This is a genomic window from Flavobacterium psychroterrae, from assembly GCF_018380615.1.
Classification (GTDB): domain Bacteria; phylum Bacteroidota; class Bacteroidia; order Flavobacteriales; family Flavobacteriaceae; genus Flavobacterium; species Flavobacterium psychroterrae.
This window is the reverse complement of sequence record NZ_JAGYVZ010000003.1, coordinates 347,519-373,199: the sequence shown is the minus strand read 5'-3', so window position 1 is coordinate 373,199 and position 25,681 is coordinate 347,519. Positions and strand designations below refer to the sequence as shown.

Annotated in this window: 22 protein-coding genes; 7 read left to right on the top strand and 15 right to left on the bottom strand. The window is 31.9% G+C overall.

Going from position 1 to position 25,681, the window contains the following annotated elements; genetic code table 11:
• The coding region (locus tag KHA90_RS05580; RefSeq protein WP_210666978.1) for an IS3 family transposase at positions 1-93 on the top strand (93 nt) is incomplete at its 5' end.
• A gap of 529 nt (positions 94-622) precedes the next feature.
• Here KHA90_RS05580 and KHA90_RS05575 read toward each other — a convergent pair.
• Positions 623-1,381 (bottom strand): lysophospholipid acyltransferase family protein, encoded by a 759-nt coding sequence (locus KHA90_RS05575; protein WP_213296222.1) that lies wholly within the window; start codon positions 1,379-1,381, stop codon positions 623-625.
• Between the two features lie 241 nt (positions 1,382-1,622).
• Between KHA90_RS05575 and KHA90_RS05570 the strand changes: the two genes are divergently transcribed.
• Positions 1,623-2,000, top strand: coding sequence for a GxxExxY protein (locus KHA90_RS05570; protein ID WP_213296221.1), 378 nt, complete (start codon positions 1,623-1,625; stop codon positions 1,998-2,000).
• Positions 2,001-2,177: 177 nt separating this feature from the next.
• On the top strand, positions 2,178-3,152 hold the full coding sequence (trpS, locus tag KHA90_RS05565) for a tryptophan--tRNA ligase (RefSeq protein WP_213296220.1): 975 nt from the start codon (positions 2,178-2,180) through the stop codon (positions 3,150-3,152).
• A 76-nt stretch (positions 3,153-3,228) separates the two neighbouring features.
• Here the strand turns inward: trpS and dprA are convergent, their stop codons facing one another.
• Positions 3,229-4,329: a DNA-processing protein DprA gene (gene dprA / locus KHA90_RS05560; RefSeq protein ID WP_213296219.1), complete on the bottom strand. Its 1,101-nt coding sequence runs from the start codon at positions 4,327-4,329 to the stop codon at positions 3,229-3,231.
• 256 nt (positions 4,330-4,585) lie between these two features.
• On the opposite strand from dprA, the gene KHA90_RS05555 reads away from it, so the two are divergent.
• On the top strand, positions 4,586-5,548 hold the full coding sequence (locus tag KHA90_RS05555) for an HU domain-containing protein (protein ID WP_213296217.1): 963 nt from the start codon (positions 4,586-4,588) through the stop codon (positions 5,546-5,548).
• 140 nt (positions 5,549-5,688) lie between these two features.
• Entirely contained in the window at positions 5,689-6,132 is a 444-nt protein-coding gene (locus KHA90_RS05550) for a hypothetical protein (protein WP_213296215.1), read from the top strand.
• 41 nt (positions 6,133-6,173) lie between these two features.
• On the opposite strand, the gene KHA90_RS05545 is transcribed toward KHA90_RS05550, so the two are convergent.
• The 8 genes from KHA90_RS05545 to KHA90_RS05510 form a co-directional block, all read right to left on the bottom strand.
• Entirely contained in the window at positions 6,174-6,935 is a 762-nt protein-coding gene (locus tag KHA90_RS05545; protein ID WP_213296212.1) for a hypothetical protein, read from the bottom strand.
• Between the two features lie 70 nt (positions 6,936-7,005).
• Positions 7,006-9,285, bottom strand: coding sequence for a helix-turn-helix domain-containing protein (locus KHA90_RS05540; protein WP_213296210.1), 2,280 nt, complete (start codon positions 9,283-9,285; stop codon positions 7,006-7,008).
• A gap of 98 nt (positions 9,286-9,383) precedes the next feature.
• A complete protein-coding gene (locus KHA90_RS05535) occupies positions 9,384-9,962 on the bottom strand; it encodes an OmpH family outer membrane protein (RefSeq protein WP_213296207.1) in 579 nt (192 codons plus the stop codon).
• A 246-nt stretch (positions 9,963-10,208) separates the two neighbouring features.
• Complete coding sequence (locus KHA90_RS05530; protein ID WP_213296238.1) at positions 10,209-11,057, bottom strand: class I SAM-dependent methyltransferase; 849 nt, start codon at positions 11,055-11,057, stop codon at positions 10,209-10,211.
• 180 nt (positions 11,058-11,237) lie between these two features.
• Positions 11,238-11,618 carry a hypothetical protein gene (locus tag KHA90_RS05525; RefSeq protein WP_244860253.1) on the bottom strand — a complete coding sequence of 127 codons (381 nt, stop codon included), beginning with the start codon at positions 11,616-11,618 and terminating at the stop codon, positions 11,238-11,240.
• A gap of 330 nt (positions 11,619-11,948) precedes the next feature.
• Complete coding sequence (gene mnmG, locus KHA90_RS05520) at positions 11,949-13,820, bottom strand: tRNA uridine-5-carboxymethylaminomethyl(34) synthesis enzyme MnmG (protein WP_213296204.1); 1,872 nt, start codon at positions 13,818-13,820, stop codon at positions 11,949-11,951.
• 496 nt (positions 13,821-14,316) lie between these two features.
• Entirely contained in the window at positions 14,317-14,736 is a 420-nt protein-coding gene (gene ybeY, locus KHA90_RS05515) for an rRNA maturation RNase YbeY (protein ID WP_213296201.1), read from the bottom strand.
• Positions 14,733-18,128 carry a DUF4175 family protein gene (locus KHA90_RS05510; RefSeq protein ID WP_213296198.1) on the bottom strand — a complete coding sequence of 1,132 codons (3,396 nt, stop codon included), beginning with the start codon at positions 18,126-18,128 and terminating at the stop codon, positions 14,733-14,735. The genes ybeY and KHA90_RS05510 overlap by 4 nt, the downstream gene beginning before the upstream one ends.
• Before the next feature lie 163 nt (positions 18,129-18,291).
• Between KHA90_RS05510 and gltX the strand changes: the two genes are divergently transcribed.
• Both gltX and KHA90_RS05500 read left to right on the top strand, forming a co-directional pair.
• The gene (gltX, locus tag KHA90_RS05505; RefSeq protein WP_213296196.1) at positions 18,292-19,797 is read left to right on the top strand and encodes a glutamate--tRNA ligase; all 1,506 of its coding nucleotides are present in this window, start codon (positions 18,292-18,294) and stop codon (positions 19,795-19,797) included.
• 206 nt (positions 19,798-20,003) lie between these two features.
• Positions 20,004-20,984 carry an SPFH domain-containing protein gene (locus KHA90_RS05500; protein ID WP_213296194.1) on the top strand — a complete coding sequence of 327 codons (981 nt, stop codon included), beginning with the start codon at positions 20,004-20,006 and terminating at the stop codon, positions 20,982-20,984.
• Between the two features lie 21 nt (positions 20,985-21,005).
• Here the strand turns inward: KHA90_RS05500 and KHA90_RS05495 are convergent, their stop codons facing one another.
• The 5 genes from KHA90_RS05495 to KHA90_RS05475 all read right to left on the bottom strand — a co-directional run bounded on the left by KHA90_RS05495 (position 21,006) and on the right by KHA90_RS05475 (position 25,597).
• A complete protein-coding gene (locus KHA90_RS05495) occupies positions 21,006-21,260 on the bottom strand; it encodes a DUF6327 family protein (RefSeq protein WP_213296192.1) in 255 nt (84 codons plus the stop codon).
• Between the two features lie 2 nt (positions 21,261-21,262).
• Positions 21,263-21,613, bottom strand: a complete 351-nt coding sequence (locus KHA90_RS05490) for a competence protein (RefSeq protein WP_213296190.1) — start codon at positions 21,611-21,613, stop codon at positions 21,263-21,265.
• Between the two features lie 74 nt (positions 21,614-21,687).
• Positions 21,688-22,014 (bottom strand): YtxH domain-containing protein, encoded by a 327-nt coding sequence (locus KHA90_RS05485; RefSeq protein WP_213296188.1) that lies wholly within the window; start codon positions 22,012-22,014, stop codon positions 21,688-21,690.
• A gap of 91 nt (positions 22,015-22,105) precedes the next feature.
• Positions 22,106-22,585 carry a hypothetical protein gene (locus KHA90_RS05480; RefSeq protein ID WP_213296186.1) on the bottom strand — a complete coding sequence of 160 codons (480 nt, stop codon included), beginning with the start codon at positions 22,583-22,585 and terminating at the stop codon, positions 22,106-22,108.
• 894 nt (positions 22,586-23,479) lie between these two features.
• Positions 23,480-25,597 carry a glutamine--tRNA ligase/YqeY domain fusion protein gene (locus KHA90_RS05475; RefSeq protein WP_213296184.1) on the bottom strand — a complete coding sequence of 706 codons (2,118 nt, stop codon included), beginning with the start codon at positions 25,595-25,597 and terminating at the stop codon, positions 23,480-23,482.
• Positions 25,598-25,681: the final 84 nt, after the last annotated feature.

The following is a 25,681-nucleotide window of genomic DNA, read 5'->3' as shown; positions in this document are numbered from 1 at the left end:
GAATATATAGACTATTATAATAATGATCGAATAAAACTTAATCTAAAAGGAATGAGCCCGATACAATATCGAGCTCATTATTATCAAATTTAATTATAAATTCGTCTAAACTTTTGGGTGCAGTCCAATCTTCGGGTTTTTTTATTTAAAATAATGATAAACATGACGCAACCATTTCTAAATATCATCATCTACTAAGAAGACAAGAGATTTGTTGGTATTATAAATACGGCATTTCGAAGGTTTTTTTTAGAATAAATTTGGTTGTTTGTTCGATAAAAATCCGTTAGTTTTTTGGTGCTAACGGGTTTTTTATTCTTTTTTAAAAATTTTTAACTATTCACGCAACCTTTTTAATTTTTAGCTCTCTATACTATTATGACATTAACTTGAGTTTTAATATAAACTCTTTATTATCAACCATAAATATTTTTAGCCATGAAAGAGAAGATAGAAGTGTTGTACAGTAAAAATCGTAGGAAAACCAAATTGAGATTAAAGAAGGTATTGCGTTTTATTTCAGAAAAAATCATACATCGATAGTATTTTTTGAATATAAACTGGGGAATTTTAATTCAAAAGAAAACCCGACAGCTTTAATAAGTTGTCGGGTTTTATAATTTTATATATTTTGATTCTTCTTCTTTTTAAATTCTAGCAATCCTCTGTAAACCAATTGTCTAACTTCATCACGCAGAGATTTTCTATTTTCGATCGTTAATCCTTTTGTTTCTATAAACGGCAGGATTTTTATTCGCATTTTACCAGGACTTCCGCTTAAAAAAGTATATGAAAATCTTTCTTTATTATCGGCAAATACTATTGGTACAATTGGAATTTGATGATCGATCGCCAAACGAAAAGCACCATCTTTGAACTCATCCAGCAAAATTGTTTCATCATCAGGAACTCCGCCTTCAGGAAAAATACAAATGCTAAGTCCTTGATGTAATCTGTCTTGTGCCATCTTAAAAACTTCATTTTTACTTCTTGAAGAATTCCTGTCTACTAAAATACAAGTTCGTTTATAGAAAAAACCAAACAAGGGAATCTTCGAGAGTTCTTTTTTCCCAACAAATACAAAAGGATTACGAACCACAGCCAACATCAGCATAATATCTGTCATTGAAGTGTGATTTGCCACAATCATATAGCTGGTGTTTTTGATTAACTTTTGTTGGCGTTCGACTTTATAATAGAAACCCATCCCGAAAAGGATAAATTTAGCCCAAATGCGGGCCATTTTAAAGAAATAGGGATATCCGCTTTCCGAGATAATTGAAATCAGTAAAAACGGCAGCATAATCAATATCGGAATGGCCATTAAAATATAGAACCATATACGCCATAAAACCCAAAAAATAATCTTTAATCCTTTCATGGTTCCAAATGTAAGAAAACAGAAGTGAATTTTACAAAAATAATTTTATTGGAAGGATGAATCATGAGTTTTTTAACGCGGAGTTCGCTAAGTTTTTTCGCAAAGGAAAGAAGAAAATATCTAAATGTATAATTGCCGACAATAAGTTCACAAAGTTGTGTCGATAGATAAAGTTTTAAAAACTGTATTACCAAATAATATTATAAGAAAATAATTATTAAATTTGTAATTTTTTATATTTATGACAGAAAATGAAATATCAACGATTATAATTGGATTTGCAATAGAAATACATAAAGTTCTAGGACCTGGGTTATTAGAAAATGCTTATCAAGAATGTTTGTTTTACAAAATTAAACAAAGTGGACTACTTGTTGAAAAAGAAAAAGCAATGCCTCTAAATTTTGAAGAAGTTCAATTAGATTGTGGATATCGCATTGATATTCTAGTAGAAAATAAATTGATAATTGAAATAAAAAGTGTAGAATCACTTTCTATAAAGCACTTAGCTCAAACCTTAACTTATTTAAAACTTGGAAATTATAAACTAGGATTACTTATAAACTTCAATGAAGTACTCTTAAAAAATGGAATCAGAAGAGTTGTCAATAATTTATAAAATCAAGCTAAGTGAACTTCAAAAAAACTTCCTAAAAAACTTAGAAAACTCTGCGAAAAAACTTTGCGAACTTTGCGTTAAAAATTATGCATTGCCTGAAAAAACATTTACAATTAAAAAATTACACACTTTGCTGTAAAAAAACGAACTTTGCGTTTAGAAATAAGAAAAACTAGAATGGCAAAAATACTTACTGGTGTTCAGAGTACTGGAACGCCACACTTAGGCAATTTATTGGGAGCAATTATTCCCGCAATCGAGTTATCAAATAATCCTGCAAATGAATCTTTTTTGTTTATTGCTGATTTACATTCGATTACGCAAATTAAAGATGGCAAAACATTAAGAGAAAATACTTATAGTACTGCAGCTGCTTGGCTTGCTTGTGGTTTGAATCCTGATAAAGTTACTTTTTACAGACAATCTGATGTCGTTCAAACAACGGAATTAACCTGGTATTTAAGTTGCTTTTTTCCGTTCCAACGTTTGACTTTAGCGCATTCTTTCAAAGACAAAGCAGATCGTTTAGACGATGTTAACGCCGGACTTTTTACTTATCCGATGTTAATGGCGGCAGATATTTTATTGTATGATGCTGAATTTGTTCCTGTTGGAAAAGATCAATTGCAGCATTTAGAAATTACCCGTGATGTCGCTTCACGTTTTAACCACCAAATGGGTGAAACTTTTGTAATTCCTGAAGCTAAAATTCAAGAAGACAGTATGTTGATTCCCGGCACAAACGGTGGAAAAATGAGTAAATCTGCGAATAATATTATCAATATTTTCCTTGACGATAAAACACTTCGTAAGCAGGTAATGAGCATTGAAACTGATAGCACACCGCTTGAAGAACCTAAAAATCCGGATACTTGTAACGCTTTTGCAATTTATTCTTTGTTAGCAACTGAAACTCAAATCGCCGAAATGAGAGCGAATTATTTGGGCGGAAACTACGGTTATGGTCACGCCAAACAAGCTTTGTTTGAATTGATTACCGAAAAATTTAAAACCGAAAGAGAAAAATACAATTACTACATCAATAACCTTGAAGAAGTTGATGCTTTATTAAAAAAAGGCGCAGCAAAAGCTTCAGTTGTTGCTGACGGCGTTTTGGCTAAAGTTCGAGAAGTTCTTGGTTTCGGAAAATAGATAAGTTGCCACGAATTACAATAATTTTCGCGAATTAATTTTTGCAAATTAGTGTAATTCGTGGCATATTTTTATTCTAAATCGCCTCAAACAATTTCCCCGGAAGCGGTCTGATTAATCCTTTAAGTTCCATATTCAATAACAATCCCGAGATTTTATAAATAGGAAAATCACATTTAAGCGCAATGGTATCCAGTAATTCTTTGCCATTTTTTAAGAGAAAATCATACACCTTTTGTTCTTCCGGACCCAGCTCTACAAATAACATTTTCTGAATAGGTTTTACTTTGTTTTCGATATCCCAATTGAGAATATAAACTAAATCTGCAGCGCTTGTCAAAACGTTTGCTTTTTGTGTTTTAATCAAATTATTACAACCCTGACTGTATTTATCAGTAACTCGTCCGGGAACGGCAAAAACATCCCTGTTATAATCATTGGCAAGGTTTGCCGTAATCAATGAACCTCCTTTATCTGCAGATTCAATTACAATTGTCGCTTCGGTCATGCCGGCAACAATGCGGTTTCGGCGTACAAAATTTTCTTTATCCGGATTAGAAGAACTCCAAAATTCAGTAATAAATCCCCCGTTTTCCTCCATTTTAGCCACATATTTCTTATGCGTTTTTGGATAAATTTGGTTTAAACCATGTGCCAAAACTCCAATGGTTTGAAGGTTATAATCAATCGCTAATTGGTGTGCTACAATATCAACACCATAAGCAAAACCACTCACAATTACAGGATCAAGCGGTGCTAAATCTTCTATAAGTTTTTTACAAAATTCCATTCCGTAGGATGTAATCTGGCGTGTTCCCACAATACTTATTATTTTTTTGCTTTTTAAATTTATATTTCCGATAGAGAAAATCAGGACGGGGGAATCGATACAATGCTTCAATCTTTCCGGATAATTTTCGTCCTGAAAAAAGGAAACTTTTATATTATTTGCTTTGATAAATTCAAGTTCTTTATTCGCTTTTTCGAAAACAGATTTATCTTTAAAATTCTTCAATAAAACACTGCCAACTCCATCAATGGCAGCAATTTGATTTATTTTTGTTTTAAAAATTGCTTCAGCATTACCGCAATGAGTTAGCAGCTTTTTTGCCATTATATCTCCTACTCCATCCACTTTTAATAAGGCTAATAAATAAAATAAATCTTGATCTGACATGAATATAAATAGAATTAAATGGCGTCGAAAAATATGGTGAAAAAATAGATCTTAAGCTGAATTAAGATCGGCAAAGATATAAATTAGAAGTAAATTCTTCTTAAAAAAATATTAATAAATATATTAGCTCAAATTAACTAAAAAGAAATATATTTGTAACTAATTGAAAATAAACATTCTGTAAATTTATTCGAATTGTTAATAAAAATTGTGAATAAAATTTTGATAACTATATTCCTTGCCTAACTTTGTTACTATGAAAATCGAAACTTACATAGCACAGTTATTGTATCGTTATCAGTGTGTAACGGTTCCAGGATTTGGAGCATTTTTAACCGAAATTCAATCGGCTCAGCTGAATGAAAGCACTAATTCGTTTTTTCCACCCAAAAAAATGATCTCTTTTAATAGCCACTTGAAAAACAATGACGGGTTATTGGCAAATCATATTGCAAATGCAGAAAAAACATCTTACGGTTTTGCTGTAAGTACTATTGCTTTTGAAGTTTTAAGCTGGAAGAAAACCTTAGAAGAAAATGGCGTTATAAGTCTAAAAAATATCGGAGAAATACGTTATAACTCTGAACAAAATATAATCTTTACACCTAACGATCAAACCAATTTCCTAACGAGTTCTTACGGATTAAGTCCGTTTGTTTCTCCACTTGTGAAAAAAGAACTTTTTGAGAAAAAAATTCAGAAAATCGAGGACAGAGAACCAATTGCTTTATTTGAAGAAGATGCAAAATCATCAAATTCATTCTTAAAATATGCAGCAATTTTTGTTCTTGGATTAGGAATTACAGGAAGTATTGGATATCCTTTGTACAAAAATCAAATTGAAACAAAAACGCTTATTGTAGAAAGTGAAGTACAGAAAAAAGTACAAAACAAGATACAAGAAGCCACATTTTTGATTCAAAATCCATTACCTGCTGTAACACTTTCAATTGATTCGGCAAAAGTAAAAGCTGTTGAAGAAAAAGCGATGCCTTATCATATTATGGCTGGGGCATTTAGAAGTGAACAAAATGCACGAAAAGCGTATAATCAATTAATTAAAGACGGTTATAAAGCAAGAATGCTTGGTGAAAACAAACATGGTTTATTTCCTGTTTTATATGGTAGTTACACGACAATGCGCGAGGCAGAACTTGCTCAAAAAGAAATACAAAAAGGTGAAAATCCAGATGCCTGGATTCTGATAGAAAAATTATAATATTACTAAGCATCAATAAAAACCTATTCACTTGAATAGGTTTTTTTATACCTTATTTTATCCATAAAAAGACTTTATCTGACCTTTTATATTCTTCTTCACATCTATTTTTGTTATCTCAATTTAAAGAACAAAATGCGATGAAGAACACACTAAAATTATTTTTTGCCTTATTATTTATTCTGAATTCAAATTCGTTTTTCGCTCAACAATCAGCCACGAGCGATACTTCTCAACAAATATTACAGAAAAAAGCCGACAAAGAAGCTCAAAAATCAACCGATGATTATCGTAGAAAACTGGAAGACGATCAATCTCAATTAAAAAAAGAACAAAAGAAAGTAGAAAAACATCAACGTGATCTTAAAAACTCACAGAATGATCTTGACACTACAAACAAAAAAATTGACAAGTTAGAAACTGCTAATCAAAAACTTGGATCAAAAATAAATTCAAGTTCGATTTCTCCTGAAGACTTGCAAAAACAACAAATCAAATTAAAAGAGAAAGATCTTGAAATTCAAAAACTTAAACTCAAAAAAATAGAACAACAGAAGAAACTGGATAAAGTTAAATCTGAGTAATAAAACAAAAAATCCTATTCTTATCGAATAGGATTTTTTATTTAACGTGGAACAATTTTAGCATCCTGATTGAGAATTTCTTTTCCATTTTGAGTAATAATTAATCTAGCAGCTGGCGAATCTTTTTCGCCAAGAACTATGATATCACAAGTATAGATATAATTTCCTTTTTTGAATTCAAAACTATGATTTCCGCCGGTTCCATCTTGTATAAATTTCCCGTTAGTTATAATAAGATCAGGCTTTTCACTCATGGATTGTTTTAAAGACCACGAAGCATATCTGTAATTATTATTTCCTAAATCATCAATTCTAATTCTGAATTTTGAGGTTTCTAAAATACTCACAGGCTCTTTAAATTTAGCTATAGCAGAATTTAATTTCCCTTTTTCGCCTGCAATTAATTTGTCTTTTAAATTCTTTTCAAACTGAGATTGATAATTTATAGACATCAACTTCCCGTCAGTATCAATCCAAATATCTCCCTGATTCAGCATAATGCCGCGCCAACCCACTTCTGACCAATCTTTTGCGGGATTCGATTTTATGATTTTATTCTTAAGAGTTGCATCAAAAATCTGATCGTATCTTTTAATAAATTCAGCCTTGTTTTTAATTGTCGGAATTGGATAATCTCTTGCAAAAGGATATTTAATAATGCTGGCAACTGCCTCCTTTTTTCCGTTTTTTACATTGTCAATAAAGCTTTTAATAAACTTTTGATATTCCGGCTTTAAGTCCTGACTAAAAGCGTTGTAATGAAGGAAAAAAAGTATGAATGTGATATAAATTAATTTTCTCATGACTTGTATTTTACATAATGTTTTAAATAAATAATTTCAAATTGAATATTCTAAATTACAAAATCTAAAATTAATTTATACTGGCTTTGAACATTTTAAGTTCATCCCAGGTAAAAGTATCGCCATGTTTTTCTTTTAAACCGTTCAAAGATTCTTCCTGATAAAACTCAAAAGCGTCACGAAGTGCCAGAATTTTATCATAAGGCAAGATATCTGAAATGGCTACTTTTTTAGCCTGAATTAGTTTAACAAAGTGCATTTCAATAGTTGGCACCGTAAGTTTTCTGATTCTTGCAATATCCTGAATCGAATTTTTTTCGAGCCATAAATCATGCGTTTCTTCTACTGTTGTTTTCTTAGCCGTTTTAGGTTCGTTTTTGTCCAGTTTTCTCGCCGTATAACGCACCACGGGTTCCTCTGATTTAAAAATATCAGTATTCGTCATATTAAAATCCTCGCGAATCTTGGCAACCTTGTCTAATTTGTAGTTTTTAATCGCTGTAGAGGTTAATTTCTCTTTACAGATGGTTTCTCCTGCCACGACAATTTCTATTAGCAATTTTGCCTTCATTAAGCGCAAAACAGCTTTGGTTTGCAAATCATCCAGAAAAGCCAGCTCTTCATAAAACTCCTTTACTTTTTTAAACTTCTGAATTTCGGCCATTTTAATCAAAAGGTCAGTCACCAATTTGTCCATTGGCTTGAAAAAATAATCATAAGCCGCCACTACCCTTTCCTGAACAAAGAATAAATCGACGGTTTCCTTATTAAAAATTTTATTAAGCTGATTCACGAATTTCTGCGAAGGATCTATTAACGCATATATTGTTTCTAAACGTTTATGCGCCCAAACCGAATGTTTGGCTTTTTCAGAATTAGCAGCATTTTCATTGTAACTAAAACGATGATTGCGCCATTCCTGAGCTAAATCAGTCCAATTAAAACTGTTAATCAAATAGTTATGAATAAAATTCTTTGTTTCAAAATGCAAGGAATGTTTTAAAACTTCTTCAGTCGCTTTGTTCAAAGCATAATCCATTACATCCTGATCGTTAGAAATACCATTCATTTGCAACGGAGATAGCAAAATAAGCCCGTTTAAGGAAGTTAAACGTGATAATGCAACATATGCCTGTCCTGGCAAAAAAACTTGCGATACATCGAGCGCAGCTTTTTCAAAAGTTAATCCCTGACTTTTATGCACGGTAATTGCCCATGCTAATTTTAGCGGATAATGCGCAAATGTGCCCAAAACTTCTTCTTCAATCTCTTTTGTAAGCTCATTTACTTTGTAGCGGATATTTTTCCACTCGTATTTTTCAACTTCAATGGTTTTATTCTCTTCAGGGAAATTTATAAAGATTTCTTCTGGCGAAAGGGATTTTACAACGCCCATTTTTCCGTTAAAATAACGCTTTTCAAATGATGCGTCGTTTTTGACAAACATAACCTGAGCGCCAATTTTTAGTTTTAGATTTTCTTCTACAGGAAATATTTTTTCAGGAAAATCACCCACAATAAACGGCTGATACGAGAATTCATTTCCTGCTAAATCACCAATTGCCTGCTCGTTAATCGAATCAGCTTTAGCATTATGCGTGGTTAATGTGATATATCCCGGATTGTTTTTTAAATCAAAATCCGGTTTCACATATTGGTTTAATATCTGGATATCTTCCGGTGTAATCTGATTGTTTCGAAGATTGTTTAAAACCGAAATAAATGAATCATCGGTTTGGCGATAAATCTTAGATAATTCAATGTATAAGGGCGGATATTGCTGCATTACGTGCGAATGAAAAAAGAATTTTCCTTTGTAATAATTACGTAAAGTTCTCCATTCTTCGTCCCTGATTACTGGCGGAAGCTGCAATAAATCCCCAATAAAAAGTACCTGTACTCCTCCAAAAGGTTTGGAATTTCTACGAACCGTCTGCATCATAAAATCGATAGCATCCAGTAAATCAGCGCGTAACATACTCACTTCATCAATAATCAAAAGTTCCATATTTTTGATCACATTACGCTTGACATTGTTCATTTTAAAATGTCGGCGTAAGGTTTCCTTATTCTCAAACTTGACGGTTTCAGTAAACTGAGAAGCTTCTTCATACGAAGGAATAAAGGCCGAAAATGGCAATTGAAACATTGAATGTATTGTAACTCCGCCTGCATTTAGCGCTGCGATTCCGGTTGGCGCCACAACTACCGTGCTTTTATGCGTTGTAGCAATAATTTCGCGCAAAAGCGTAGTTTTTCCGGTTCCTGCTTTACCGGTCAGGAATATCGATTTTTGCGTTTGATTGATGAATTGTAAGGTGTAAGCAGCTGCTTCTGTAACGTTTTGCATTGGGCTTGTATTGAAAAACTAAAAGTATCGCATTTTATAAAAGAAAAAACCTAAATCTTACAGATTTAGGTTTTTAAATTTAATTAGTTTGTTTGGTATTATTTTTTAACAGCTTCTCCTTCTTTTACAGCTGGTTTGTCTGTTTTAGGCTCAGCTTTATATTTATCGTTCAAAGCTTTAATAATATCTTTTGTGATATCAAATTTCTCTTCTGCGTATAAAATTGAAGCAGCATCCCCAGTACCGTAAATATAAGAGTAACCGTTTTTCTTACCGTAATCCTTGATGAATTTTTTAACTCCGCTTACTAGAGAATCCATTTCAACACCACTTTCTTGTTGCAATTGTTGAGACAAAGCTTGTTGAGCATAACCCAACTGTTGTTCTCTTTTTTGTAACTCAGCTCCTCTTTGTTGTGCCCATGCTTGTCCGTTTGCCTGTGCCTGACTTTGAAAACTAGCAGCATCTTGTTTAAAGCGCGCAATTTCAGCTTGTAATTGTCTTCCCTTTTCTTCTGCCTGTCCTTTGTATTTTGCTTCAAGATCTTTTGCTTCAGTATACTCTTTCATTAAAACTGAAGTATCTACGTAAGCTGTTTTTACTTCCTTAACTTCTGCTGTTTTACCACATGAAACAACCAAAATTGAAAGTGCGATAATTACTAATGCTTTTTTCATTTTTTAAATTTCTAATTTTTTAATGTATAGAAGACAAAAATATAAAAAAATAAATAGCATCAACATAAAGTTTAAAAAATGCTAGAATTTTATGATATTGTTTTTATTTATAGAAAGAAAAATGTCAATAATTCAACGCTATCAAAACTGGCTTTAATAGCTTTTATTAGAAACACTATCTCAAAATAGATATAATAAGTCTTCACTTATGTAAAGAAAACGCTTTAAATGCGCTTAAATTGCGTTTTACTTGTTTTTTATCACGTAAATGTGCGACGAATACTCTTTTGAACTGCTTGCTTTTAAATTTGATTTTAAACCAATGAAAAAAGCGCTGATGTAATTCATTTTTCCGGTTTTATATTTTTCAGATAATAAACTCACATAAAAAGAATCAAATTTCATCGGAAGTACTTTTTCCAATTTCATATCTACTTTTTCAAAAAGTGACTGAATGGCTTTTTTTGAGAAATGCCAAAAGTGAATTGGCACATCATAAGCCGCCCAAAATTTATCGTAATGTTTTGCATCGTACGATTTAAAATTTGGAACCGCAACAATTAATGTTCCAGTTGGTTTTAATAAACGCTTCAATTCCTGAATTTGTAATTCTAAATTTGGAACGTGTTCTAAAACGTGCCACATTGTAATTACGTCAAAAGAATTATTTCCAAGATCGCCAATTTCATTTACAAATGAAATTCCTTTTTGGATCGCAATATTTTTTGCTCTTTCACTTGGTTCTACTCCAACAGTTTCCCAACCGTTATTTTTTGCCGTCAATAAAAAATCTCCGGTTCCGGCACCAATGTCTAAAATTCTTCCTTTTTTAGATTGCTCGCCATTTATTAAATTCAGTTTATTTTTTAAAGCGATATTTTTCACAAAGTGATATGCTTTTTCAAACAACGATCGTTTGTTATCAGTGTGCGAAATATAATCTTCGCTTTCATAATATCTTCCCAGATTTTGCAAATCAGGTTGCGGAGATGTAATCAACATGTCTAAAGTTTCGTCATGATACAAGTCGAAAATTTCTTTAGATACAGAATGGTCTTTTACAGTAAGAAAATGTTTTTTGTTTAAAACGTCCATCTTTAAATTATAGGTATTTTGGTTTAATTTCATAGCAAACCCTAAAAGCGGAAATTCCACTTTTAGGGTTTATTTTTTTTATGTTTATATTTTTCTTTAGCGTCTCCAATTTATTTTTACACCCGACATTTTTTCATTTTCAATTCTTATTTCTGAACAAATTATAAAACCGTTCTTCAATTAAAATGCCATTGGAGATTTATAAAATTCATTATTTTGTTTTACGTCATTTTCATGATCAATTACCCAACCATTCAAAATAGTATTATTCTTTTTTATTTCATTGATCAAAAGAGTTCCATTTCCTCTTCCCTGAATTTGGTTATCCAAAATTATCGCAAACCAATCTTCTCCATCTCTTAAAAAAGTAAATGCCCAGCCATTAATTTTATTTGAATCATCAAGCAACAAATAATGTTTTGTATTTGAAAGTCCATTTAAATACAAATCAAAATCTTCAGCAGTTTTACAAATCAATCTTGCCGGATATTCGTTATTCCATAATTCACGTAAAACTTCTTTTTCCTCTTCAGATAAAATTCCTTTTTCAATAATTTTCATGTTTAGGAAATTTTAGGTTTTAGCATTTTGTCATTCCTAGGAACGAGGAATCTCCGTATCAAATTCGACAAAGATTGGTTTCCATTGATTGAGGAGTTACTTGCGGAGATTCCTCGTTCCTCGGAATGACAAACTATATCAAATTAGTTTCACGTGGAACATATTTTAGAATATCAAAAAAGATAAAACATAATCTGTTTCACGTGAAACACAATACAGCCTATTCTTGTATTAGAAATAAAAATTAAAATAGTTTCACGTGGAACAATTTAACAAACAGTCTCAGTATTCAGCATTCACTGATAAGTGAAAACTGAGACTGAAAACTTTTTACCTTCCCATATAAATCAACAATACGGAAATATCACTTGGTGACACTCCGCTTATTCTTGAAGCTTGCGAAATTGTTACAGGACGAATCTTGCTTAATTTTTGTTTTGCTTCAATTGACATTGATTTAATTTTATTGTAATCGAAACTTTCAGGAATTTTTACATCTTCTAAACGAGTTAGTTTATCAGCGTTGTTTCTTTCCTTTTCAATATAACCAGAATATTTGACCTGAATTTCGGCTTGTTCCAAAATCTCCTGATCAACATCATTAGCTTCTATATATTCCTTTACCTTTTCGAATTTCATCATATCCTCCAAATCAATTTGCGGACGAGAGAAAACTTTAAACATTTTATCACCTTGTGTAATTGGAGCAGTTTCTTTCGCTTCTAAAATTGGATTTGTTTCTGCAACCGAAACACTTGTTTCTTTAAAGAAAGCCACCATCTTTTCAGATTCATTTAATTTCTTTTCCATTCGGCGTAAACGAGCTTCAGAAGCCAAACCAATTTCGTGAGACATTGGCGTTAATCTAAAATCGGCATTATCCTGACGCAACAATGTTCTATACTCTGCTCTTGACGTAAACATACGATATGGTTCTTCCGTTCCTTTCGTAATTAAGTCATCAATTAAAACTCCGATATATGCTTCGTCACGTTTCAAAATTAACGGCGCTTTTTCGTGTACTTTTAAATGCGCATTTATTCCAGCCATCAAACCTTGCGAAGCCGCTTCTTCATATCCCGTCGTTCCATTTATCTGTCCGGCAAAATATAAACCTTCAACTAACTTCGTTTCCAAAGTATGCTTCAATTGTGTTGGCGGGAAATAATCATATTCAATCGCGTAACCTGGACGGAAAAATTTCACCTTCTCAAATCCAACAACAGAACGCAACGCTTTAAATTGAATATCCTCCGGAAGCGAAGTTGAAAATCCGTTTACATAAACCTCACAAGTATTCCAACCTTCCGGCTCAACAAATAATTGGTGACGTTCTTTATCAGCAAAACGATTTATCTTATCTTCTATAGAAGGGCAATATCTTGGGCCAAGACTTTTGATTCTTCCGTTGAACATTGGCGAGCGATCAAAACCTTCTCTCAAAATATCGTGAACATCCAATGACGTGTACGTCATGTGACAAGATCTTTGATGCGTCAAAGGAGTTGTCAAATCAGAATAAGAAAACTTATCCGGCTTTGCATCTCCCTTTTCCTCGTTCATTTTAGAATAGTCCAAAGAACGTCCGTCAACTCGTGGCGGCGTTCCAGTTTTCATTCTTCCTGATTCAAATCCTACTTTTACTAAATCTTCGGTAATTCCGGTCGCTGCACTTTCACCAGCTCTTCCTCCACCGAATTGTTTTTCTCCAATATGAATCAAACCATTCAAAAAAGTTCCGTTTGTCAAAACAACCGACTTAGATCGAATCTCAACTCCCAACGAAGTTTTAATACCTTTTATTTTTCCGTTCTCAATAATCAAACCTTTTACCATCTCTTGGTAGAAATCCAAATTTGGAGTTCCCTCCAACATCATTCTCCATTCTTCAGCAAAACGCATTCGATCACTTTGAACTCTTGGAGACCACATTGCAGGTCCTTTTGATTTATTCAACATCTTAAATTGAATTGCAGTTCGGTCAGAAACAATTCCTGAGTATCCACCAAGCGCATCAATCTCACGCACAATTTGTCCTTTTGCAATTCCTCCCATCGCTGGATTGCAAGACATCTGTGCAATGTTCTGCAGGCTCATTGTAACCAATAACGTTTTTGATCCCAAATTTGCGGCCGCTGCCGCGGCTTCAGATCCGGCATGACCTGCACCAACTACAATAACATCGTATTCTTCTAAAAACATTTTGTTTTATTATTCTCCGGAAACCGTTTAAGTCAGTTCTCAGAATTAACTTTATACTTATTTTTTGTTCCACGTGGAACGGCGCTAACGCGCAATATTTAAATTTTTGAAATTCCAAATTCCAAATTTAAACACACACTGTTCCACGTGGAACAGCACTACATTAAAACTTAAATATCTAAAATTTCGAATTCCTCACTCAATCTGATCCACGTGGAACAGACTAAAATCAAACTTGATCTATATTTCAAATTAAATCCTTCAGAACAATCCTTCTTGTTCCACGTGAAACATTTATCACTCTCTAAAAATTATAAATCAAATCATTCATGTTCCACGTGAAACATTGATATCGGATAAGCTTAAAATTTTAGATTAAAACTTTGGGCAAACGTTCCGTGTGAAACGTCAAACTTTTACTTTAAATAAAGCCATTACTTGTTTCACGTGGAACAATTGGAATTTGAATTTAAAAACTTTGGAATTTATTTTCTAATTACTGTTCCACGTGAAACATTGCGATTTTTTCATCTTCTTTTGAACGCATTAAATCTGCGTCTTTATCTGATTTATCTTTATATCCACAGTAATGTAATATACCGTGAGCAAGAACACGTTTTAATTCTTCTCCAAAAGAAACATTAAAATCCTTAGCGTTATCTTCTACTCTTTCTACAGAAACAAAAATATCTCCGTTTAGTTCGTTACCAACTGTGTAATCAAAACTGATAATATCAGTAAGAGTATCATGATTAAGATATTCTACATTTATCTTATGAAGGTATTCATCATCACAAAAAATATAATTTATCTCTCCTTCGTTTTTACTTTCAGAAACTATTACAGCACTTAACCAATCTGCAAAGGTCTGTTCGTTCTCTAAAGCAAAGTCTGTTTCGTAATTAAAATTGATCATTTTGTATTAAAATATTCTTGAACCTTTTGATTAAAATTCGAGCGCAAAGGTAGTGATTGTCTGTTTAATATCTCTACACTGTTTAAATAATCCAATAACGAGCTTGGCAACGCATTCGTTCTATTAGAAAATTCTGCTTTATTAGTTTCAGATTGTCTCTTTGTATCTTGTCCTTGTTGCTGAACTGCATTGTTTAATTTTAATAATTCTTGTTGAATATTAAGAATACGTTGCAAGTTCTCATTCTTAAAACCTTTATTTAAAAGTTGCTTTTCAGAAGCTTTCATTTGATCAATTACAGATTTACCTTGAGAATCTAATCCTTGTTTTGCTAACTCCTTTTGTAAAGCTTCACGAAGTTTTACTTGTTCTTTGTAGATTTCCATAATTGCTTCTGCATCTCCTTCTCCATCATTTCCGTCTTTTCCATCATTTCCTTTTTCACCACTTTTACTACCCTGACCATTTTTGCCATCTCCGTTTTTTCCTTTGCCGTCTTTTCCCTGACCTTGTTTTCCTTCTCCAGATTTTCCTTGCTGACCTTCTCCGGATTTATCGCCTGGTTTGTCTCCCGGTTTATCGCCGGTTTTCATTCCTTCTTTCATCTTGTCAGCCAAACCTTTTTGCTTTTGAATAATATCCGGCAATTGCATTCCTTGTCCATCTCCCGGTTTTGGTTTTCCTGATCCCGGTTTAGACATCGACATCTGCATGTTGTTTAATAAATCACTTAAAAAATCAGCTAATTTATTGGCAGATGAAACCGCATATTGTTGATGTGAAACTCCTTTAGGAATCTGAACATCGCTTAAAGTTTCAATAGCTTTATCTATATTGTATTGCACATTTCCTATTTCCTTAGTTACATCTTCAGCCACTTTCGGGTTACGTAAAGACAATGCAAACAAACTATCATCAACGTGTTTAAACTGTTGTTTTAAATTCTGCTGAACTTTGATGTTTTTTGTAAAAGCAGAAGAACCCAATTTCATAGATTTAAATTGTTTCATCACATCTTCTTGAGATAATGAATATGCCAAAAGATTATCTAATACCTGGCGAAGCATTGCAACATCTTCTTCTAATTGTTCCTGTTCTCCACCCTCCATACTAGAATCCATTTGCTCTGCCATACTCTTCATTTTCTTAGCAGCACTTTTTTGTTTTGGCTTAGCCGAAGAAGAATTCTTTTTGCTTAATTCTTCAGAAGCTTTCTTCAAATCCTCTTTCAAATCTTTCTCTTTTGAAGCATCAGACGGAATGTCTAATGGAGATTTTAAAGTCTTGTTTTCCTCTTTCAAATCTTTTAAATCTTCCTGAATTTTATCAAATGCTTTATTGATATCTTCTTGTTTGTCCTGAGTGTTTTCTTTTTCTTTATTCGAAAGCTGCTCTTGTTGGTCTGCTAACTTCTTTAATTTATCGGCAACCTGTTCTGCTTTCTTAGAGACATAAAAACGTTTTGTAAGTTCAACCAATTGTTCAAGATTACGAGATTGGTTCTTACTGATCTGTTTGAATTTTTCCATCTTATCAAACAAATCTTCACTATTTAATTTATCATTTAAGTTCTTCAATTCGTCCATTAACTTCTGATTCTTTTCTAAATCTTTCTCTGCATTGTCTAAACGCTTTTGCAAATCATCAGCAGTTTTATCTTTCTTTTCAGACTGAAACTTATCTAAGTTCTTATTCATTTTCTCAGCAAATTGTTTCATCATTTCGTCTTGTTGTTTCTGACGTTTGATAAAATCATTTACTTTCTGTTGGTCTTTGAACTCTAAATTATCTTTCTCTTTTCCGGCTTTCTGAATCTTATCCATCTCAGAAAATTGTTTCGTTTGATTCTTCAAAGACTTTTCTAAACTGTTGATGTTCTCATTTTGCTGTTGCAATTCCATATCATGAACTTCATCTGTTGTCGAAACACGATCAGAAAAAACAGAAGACTTTGTACTTTTAAAACCATGAGGTGCATCATTATCAAAAACCTCAAAATAATATTCATAAGATACTCCTTCCTGCACGGCAAGATTACTTGGAAAATTAAAAACAAACTGATCGAACACTCCAGACTTAACAGGAATGGTTCCACGCTTGGCAGTATTAGGTTTGTTATGTTCGTAGTAAACAACTTGTAATTTAGACAAACCGTAGTCATCTCCCAACCTACCCAAAACATAATTTTTATCCAACTTTAAACTATCAGGTGCAGGTGAAACATTGATTGTTGGATGCTGATCTTTAATCACTGACAGCTGATAATCTAGTTTTTCGTAGTTTTTGACCTTATTATTCGAGGTAAGAATTTGATATTCTGTATTTTGACTGATATTTTTAGCCAATTTAAACTCATTTTCGGCTTTATTGAACTTAAAAGTTCCGTTTTCATCTTTCCAAACTATCTCTTGAGTCGATTGTGTATTCATTTTCCAAGTCACCAAAGTTCCTTCTGGTACAATTGCATTTCCGGTTCCTTGAATAGTTTCTGATTTCTTTTTTAGATAAGATGGAAAATTCAACACCATTTCGAAGTTCGCAATTGATGGAACTGTGATTACTTTCAACTCATAATCCTGAGATGAAACTGAATTTCCTTCAAAAGAAAACGAAACATTTTCTACTGGTTTTTCAATCTTGAATTCAAACTTTCCTGGTTGGGATGATTCCATAAAATAACTTTCGTTACCAATATGAATCATTACATTTTCCGGAACTATGTTTCCAACAGATTCCATCTTGATAACGAAATCTTTATTTTGTTCTGTTTGCAAATTCGGATTTAGAACCACAAATTTGAAAGGAGCCGGTGGTAAAAATATTGCATTAAAATGCACTACTCTATTTAAACTTTGAGAAATAATATTGCTATTTCCTGAAATGTAAAACACGGCGAAAAGCAAAATCGGAATAATTGCTAAGGGTAAAAACTTTTTATTAGTTTTAAAATTGATGGCATTCCCAAACGGAATTGGTTGCAATGAATTTGCTTTTTGTTCAATCGAAGCCAACATCAATTCCGAATTTTCCGCTGAATTCTCAGAAGCCGACAATTGTAAAAAGTTAGTTAGTTTATCACTTACTTCTGTAAAATGATTACCAATAATTTTAGAAGCTTGATTATAATCAATTCCTTTTTGAAGTTTGAACAACTTAAAAATTGGAAATAAGATAAAGCGAAACAAAAGGAAAACCTCTACTCCAATAAACAAACAAAACAAAAAGGTTCTCCCTAATGGTTTTAACCAAAGAAAGTACTCTATAAAAAGTGTGAACAGAAAATATAATAATCCAAATCCAATAAAAAGAAGCGCTCCTTTTATTAATTCATTGGTATAATATTTCTTTATAAATGCTTCTAACTTTTGATATATCGCAGATGTTGTTTTCAATGTGATTCTCTTTTATTTATAACACATAAAAGTAGTAATTATAACCATAAGTTTGAAAGTCAAAAGTCGAAAGTCAAAAGTTATATCCCTAACGTAAAACCTTTCAGACTTTCGACTTTTGACTTTTGACTAATATCGTATCTTTGCATCAAAATTTAAACAAATGTCAAAGCAAGTTCGTGTGCGTTTTGCACCAAGTCCAACAGGACCTTTACATATTGGCGGAGTTCGTACTGCCCTATTTAATTATTTATTTGCCAAAAAAAACAATGGTGTTTTTTATTTAAGAATTGAAGATACAGATCAGACTCGTTTTGTTCCAGGTGCCGAAGCTTATATTATGGAAGCATTAGAATGGTTAGGAATTGCTCCTGAAGAAGCTGTTGGTAAGAATGAAAAATTTGGTCCATACAGACAAAGCGATCGTAAGGAATTATATCAAACTTATGCTGATCAACTGATCAATTCCGGTTGGGCATATTATGCTTTTGATACTCCGGAAGCTCTTGATGCTTTGAGAAAAGAACAAGAAGCAGAAGGAAAAACATTTATTTACAATCATACCATTCGTGAAAAGCTAGATACTTCTCTTGTAATTTCTGCTGAAGAAGTTGCTAAAAGAATTGCAAATGGAGAACATTATGTGATTCGTTTTAAAACTCCTGTTGATGAAACTTTACACTTAAAAGATATTATTCGTGGCGATGTAAAATTTGAAACTAGTTTACTTGACGATAAAGTTTTGTTTAAAAGTGACGGAATGCCAACGTATCATTTAGCGAATATTGTTGATGATCATTTAATGGAAACTTCACACGTAATTCGTGGTGAAGAATGGTTGCCATCAATGCCACTTCATGTTTTATTATACAGAGCTTTTGGTTGGGATGCTCCGGAATTTGCACATTTACCTTTGATTTTAAAACCGGTTGGAAACGGAAAATTATCAAAAAGAGATGGTGATAAATTAGGGTTTCCTGTGTTTCCATTAGAATGGAAAACCGAAGAAGGAATTTCATCCGGTTACAGAGAGAAAGGATTTTTTCCTGAAGCAGTTATAAACTTCCTTGCTTTGTTAGGTTGGAATGATGGAACTGATAAAGAATTATTTTCTTTAGAAGAATTAGTTGAGTCTTTTGACCTGAACAGAGTTCATAAATCCGGAGCTAAATTTGATCCGGAGAAAAACAAATGGTTCAATCACCAACATTTAATCAAACAAAATGATGCAGATTTAGCGAAACACTTCACTCCTATTTTAGTAGAAAAAGGTGTTGACATTTCTAAATTTGATATTACAAGAATCGTTTCATTGATTAAAGAACGTGCTCATTTTGTTTCTGAATTTTGGGATTTAACTGATTTCTTTTTCCAGGCACCAACATCATACGATGAAAAAGCAAGCAAAAACTGGAAGGAAGAAACTCCCGCTTTAATGCAGGAATTGATTTCGACTCTTGAATATATAGATGGATTTGATTCGGCAAATATTGAAAGTATTGTAAAAGATTGGTTAACCAAAAATGAAATTGGAATGGGTAAAGTAATGCAGCCTTTCCGTTTGAGCTTGGTTGGAGCGCTTAAAGGTCCTCACCTATTTGACATTGTTGAAATCATCGGAAAAGAAGAAACTATTTCGAGAATACAGAAAGCAATAGCAACTTTATAATAAATTTTCACCATTAAGAGATTAAGAAAAATTAAGACAAGCTTTATGAACTTAATATCTTAATGGTAAAAATAAAAAAATCTAAATTTTAAATTATACGCTAATGACATTAATAAAATGTTCTTAGCGTTTTTTTATGTTTAAAAAATTGGATTTGGCAGATTATTCGTAATTTACCAGATCATAAAAACTAAAACAATATCATTATGAACACAGCATTAATTATCATTTTAGTCTTAGGATTCTTCATTTTTATGTCTTCCTTTTTTACCGTTAAACAACAATCTTCGGTAATTATCGAAAGATTTGGGAAGTTTCACAGCGTTAGAAATTCTGGATTACAATTAAAAATTCCGTTAGTTGACAGATTGGCCGGACGTGTAAATCTAAAAATTCAACAGTTAGATGTTATCATTGAAACCAAAACCAAAGACAACGTTTTTATCAAAATGAAAGTTTCAGTTCAATTTAAAGTTATTCAGGAAAAAGTATATGATGCTTTTTATAAACTTGAATATCCACACGATCAGATTACAGCTTATGTATTTGATGTTGTTCGTGCCGAAGTTCCTAAACTAAAATTAGATGATGTTTTTGAAAGAAAAGATGATATTGCCATTGCAGTAAAAAGAGAATTGAACGAAGCCATGACCACTTACGGATATGACATTATTAATACTTTAGTAACTGATATTGATCCGGACATTCAGGTAAAAAATGCCATGAACAGAATCAACGCTGCCGACAGAGAAAAAACCGCTGCTGAATTTGAAGCCGAAAGTTCAAGAATCAGAATCGTTGCAAAAGCAAAAGCAGAAGCCGAAAGTAAACGTTTACAAGGACAAGGTATTGCAGATCAACGTCGTGAAATTGCAAGAGGTTTAGTAGAAAGTGTTGAAGTTTTGAACAGTGTTGGAATCAATTCCCAAGAAGCTTCAGCATTAATTGTAGTTACACAACATTATGACACATTGCAGGCAATTGGAGCTGATGCAAATTCTAACCTAATCTTGTTACCAAACTCTCCTCAAGCAGGAAGTGATATGCTGAATAATATGGTTGCATCGTTCTCAGCATCAAACCAAGTTGGTGAAATGATGAAGAAAAACAATAAAAAAATCGTAAAACCAAAACCTATTGAACCACAACACGGTTATGAAGATGACATAGAACCGGAAACAAAATAATATACAAAACGAAAAAGAGGCTTAATTGCCTCTTTTTTTATTGATAAACCAGTTAATTGCAATGGGCAAAACTGATCTTAAAATTTGTCCATATGAGTGAGAAAAATATTCAGTAAAGGAAGAAAAAAATCCTCCAAGTATATTTTGCGGAGTTATAGATTCTTTGGTTTTCTGAAAACTTAAAACCAATTTATGATAACTAATTTCCTTCTCTAGTTTTAAAATTTCTAAATCTCTTTCGATTTCTGCGTACGATGCGTATTTTTTACTTTCCATAATTAGTCATTAAAAAAGATTTCTGAAAATTTCTCCAGGATCGGACCTTCAACAACTTTATCTTTTAAGAAGAAAAGTAAAATTGTAAAGAATAAATAGATCCCTCCTACTGCCAAAAATCCAAGTGCGTTACTTTCAAATAAAGATCCAAAAGCATATGCCGCAGCGAAAGATCCAAAAATCATAACCATACTAAAGCATAATAAAATGAGGGTAAACTTAAAAATTAAAGTTGTTGATTTCATAGCAACTTTAAAACCCCAGAGTTTATAATATGCTAAATGACTGTCAAGATAAACTTTAGCCTGATCCTGAATATTTTCAGTGTTTTCTTTTAAATCTTCAAAAGCCATAATTATTTATTTATTAAAAAAAGGCATAAACTTACCTATAGAATAAGTAAGTTTTATGCCTTGTTGAATTATTATTATTTTTGAATTTTAGCGTTTTGTGATTTTAAATCAGATAATTTAGACTCAAGAAAAGAAATTACTTCTTCGGTTTTATGGCTAACATTTGAAAGTAAATCATCAAAAGTTCCATCAAGATTTTGCGTAGCATTAGCAAATTTTTCACGTATCACTTCAGAACCAGCTGAAAGCGAATCTTGTAAATTATGTTTTGCATCATCTAAACCTTCCTTAAGTTTAGCACGAGTTTTTGATCCTTTATCCGGAGCAAATAAAATTCCGATTGCTGCTCCTACTGCAGCACCAGCTAAAATTGCTGCAACTGTATTTACGTTTTTTGACATAATATTAAAATTTAATTGATTACTAAAGGTAGTCTTTTTTTGAATTACAAATTATTGATTAATCGTAATTTAATAAATATTAACACTAAATTTAATACATATAAGCCACAGCTTCATATTTACCATCTGCTTTTTCAACAATACTTACAAACGGATATCCGTTTGAAGCTGATTGTGTTTTGATTCTCATAGCGGTCTGGTTTTTATTTGCAATTGGCGGTTCCCCTTTTGTCTTGGTCGAGACTCCGGAAAAATTAGCCACTTGTTTTAAACCTATTGTTTTGTCTTGAGATAAAACAGTTACGAATTTATAATCTGATTTTGAATCTACTATAACTTTATCAGAAACTTTTTGGGTTTGATTCGATTGTTTATTGGTAATTTTTGAAACTGCATATTTGCTAATTTTATGTTCTTCGGCACTTCCGTTCAAAGAATAATAAACTAAATCATTTTCTAGTTTTATAAAATTAACATCCAGCTCTTCACCACTGTGTTTAGTAATTTGGTGTGTTTGAGAAATTGCAATGTTTGCGAATAAAATCGATAGCGTAAAAAATAGAATTTTCATAATATTAAAATTTAAGGATTAAAATTGTTTCTGCCAAAACGAAAGACAAAATTTCAAATAAGCCATAAAATTAATTTCATGAAATTTTTAAATTATGAACTACCTCTTGAAAAATACTTTTACGCTATAAGTATTATCAAAATACAATCACAATTACAATTGACCATAAAACCAATCTCTAGAATTCAGATTTAGAATTAACCCTAAAACCAAAAATTATTCATTTTTTAAATTTTAGAAAAACTCAGATTCGATTCTTAAGTCAAATTCGAAATTTGACACTTTAGATTTGACCTTGGATAAAAATACCAACTTTATAAACAATTGTATGTTAATAACCCGTTAAACTAAGAAAAACAACGTGTAAAACTTAAATAAGCTCAAAAATAAACAATAATTCAAAAGATGATTAATGAGATGGAAGAAGCAAAAAACAAGCTTAAAATCAATTTATGGAAGTCACTTTTAACTATATTTATCTATTAAATTTTAAATAACTATAGTTTTAGTAAATAATAAATAAAAACAAAGAATAATAAATATACAATCAATTAAATTGATAATTAAAAATGTTAGCAATTCTAGAAATATTTGAAATTAAAAAGTAAAATCAACAATTAAGTCGAAAATATGTACATCCAACGTTATAAACAATTCTTTGTTAACAACCCGAAAAACAAGAGAAAATGGGGTCTAAAATTAAAATAAAGGCATCAGTTTAATGATTTTTAAAAAGATGATTAATGAGGTGGAAGAATTAAAAAATTAGCTTAAAATTAATTTATGAAGGTCACTTTTAATCTATTAAAACTATAAAATTTTAAATTTCAATAGAAAATACAAATAATAAAAAAAGCGCTTATAAAAAGCGCTTTTCAATAGATTATAATGATATTATTTTTTAACCATCTCGGCAAGAATTTCATTTTCTCGCTCCGAAGCATTTTTTGGAGGATTTGAATATAATTTCAAAATTTCATCTTCAAACTGATTTCTAAAATTTAAATCTTCAATATCTCTTAAATTCAAAAGTGCTTTTGATCTCACATAAGTCGATTCACTTCTAAGAGACATTGTATATAATTTTTTAATATCGTCTTCTTCAAAATCTGTAGATTTCCAGTTTGAATATTTCAAAATAAACTGAGCAAACAACAATGAACCTTTATTATTGTTGATATTCTTCTTTAACGAATTTTGCAATAATGAAAAACTAGAAATAGTTGCAATGCTCGCTCCTATCGCACTTTCAATTGCAATACGTTCCGGTTTTGTTTCAACTTTAAAATATTTGTTGATTTCTTTTAAAGAATTATTGATACTGTTTTCTTCTTTTTTACCTTTTTCTTCCCAGGCATCTTTAAGTCCAACAGTTTTGTTAAACACTAATTTTGAAGTAGTTGAATCTTTATCAACAGTAAAATAACCCAAACGTTGAAACTGAAATTTATCTTCGTTTTGAGCTGTTGCTAAACTTGGTTCAACAAATCCTGTGATAATTTCTAATGAATTTGGATTTACAAAATCTAAGAAATTTTTCTCTTTATAACTGTCCGGCGCTTCATCTGTAAACAACCGATCGTACATACGAACTTCTGCTTCAACTGCATGTGAAATAGAAACCCAATGCAATGTTCCGGATACTTTTCTTTGACTTGATTCTGTCCCGCTTCCGCTCAAAGAATCTGTATCATAAGTTACATGAATTTCTGTAATATTTCCTTCCGAATCTTTTATAATACTTTCTCCTTTAATGATATATGCATTTTTAAGACGTACTTCTTTTCCTAAAGTCAAACGGAAAAACTTAGCTGGAGCTTCTTCAAGAAAGTCTTCTCTTTCTATATATAATTCACGTGAAAAAGGTACTTTTCTGAAACCTGCGTTTTCATCTTCCTGATTATTTTCGGCTTCAAGCCACTCCTCTTTTCCTTCAGGATAATTAGTAATAACCAATTTTACAGGATCTAAAACAGCCATTACACGAGGTGCAATTTTGTTTAAATCTTCACGAATACAAAATTCTAAAACTGATACATTTATTAAGTTATCACGTTTTGCAATACCAATTGTATTGGCAAAATTACGTAACGAAGCAGCTGTATAACCACGTCTTCTTAACCCAGAAATTGTTGACATTCTAGGATCATCCCAACCGTTAACATGCTTTTCTTTAACTAGTTGCTGTAATTTTCTTTTACTAACAACGGTATGTGATAAATTACGTCTTGCAAATTCTCTTTGCTTTGGACGAACCTGATTTTCATCAATAATCTGGTCTAAAAACCAATCGTATAATTCGCGGTGAGGCAAAAATTCAAGTGTACAAAAGGAGTGTGAAATTCCTTCTAAATAATCACTTTGTCCATGCGCCCAATCATACATTGGATATATTTTCCAGTCATCACCAGTTCTATGATGATGTCTGTGTAAAATCCTGTACATAATAGGATCGCGCATCAACATATTGGTTGATTTCATGTCTATTTTTGCACGAAGAATATGAGTTCCAGCCTCAAATTCACCGTTTTTCATTCTTTCGAATAATCCTAAATTTTCTTCTACAGAACGATTTCTGTATGGACTATCGGTACCAATTGTAGATGGAGTTCCTTTTTGAATCGCCATATCTTCAGAAGATTGACTATCAACATAAGCTTTATCTTTTTTAATTAATAAAACTGCCCAATCGTATAATTGTTGAAAATAATCAGATGCATAACGTTCTTCTGACCAATTATATCCTAACCATTCAACGTCTTTTTTAATGGCGTCAACAAATTCCTGTTCTTCTTTTTCAGGATTTGTATCATCAAAACGTAAATTCACAGGAGATTGATAATCAATTCCTAAACCAAAATTTAATGCAATAGAACTTGCATGACCAATGTGTAAATAACCATTTGGTTCTGGTGGAAAACGAAAATGAAGTTTATTTTGTGACAGACCTGATTTAAGATCTTCTTCTATAATTTGTTCAATAAAATTGAGTGATTTTTCTTCTGAAGCCATTATTTTATAGTAATTTTAGCAAAGATAAAAAAGTTTACAGTTTTAGGTTTACAGATTACAGTTTTCTTTAGAAACTTCTTAGTA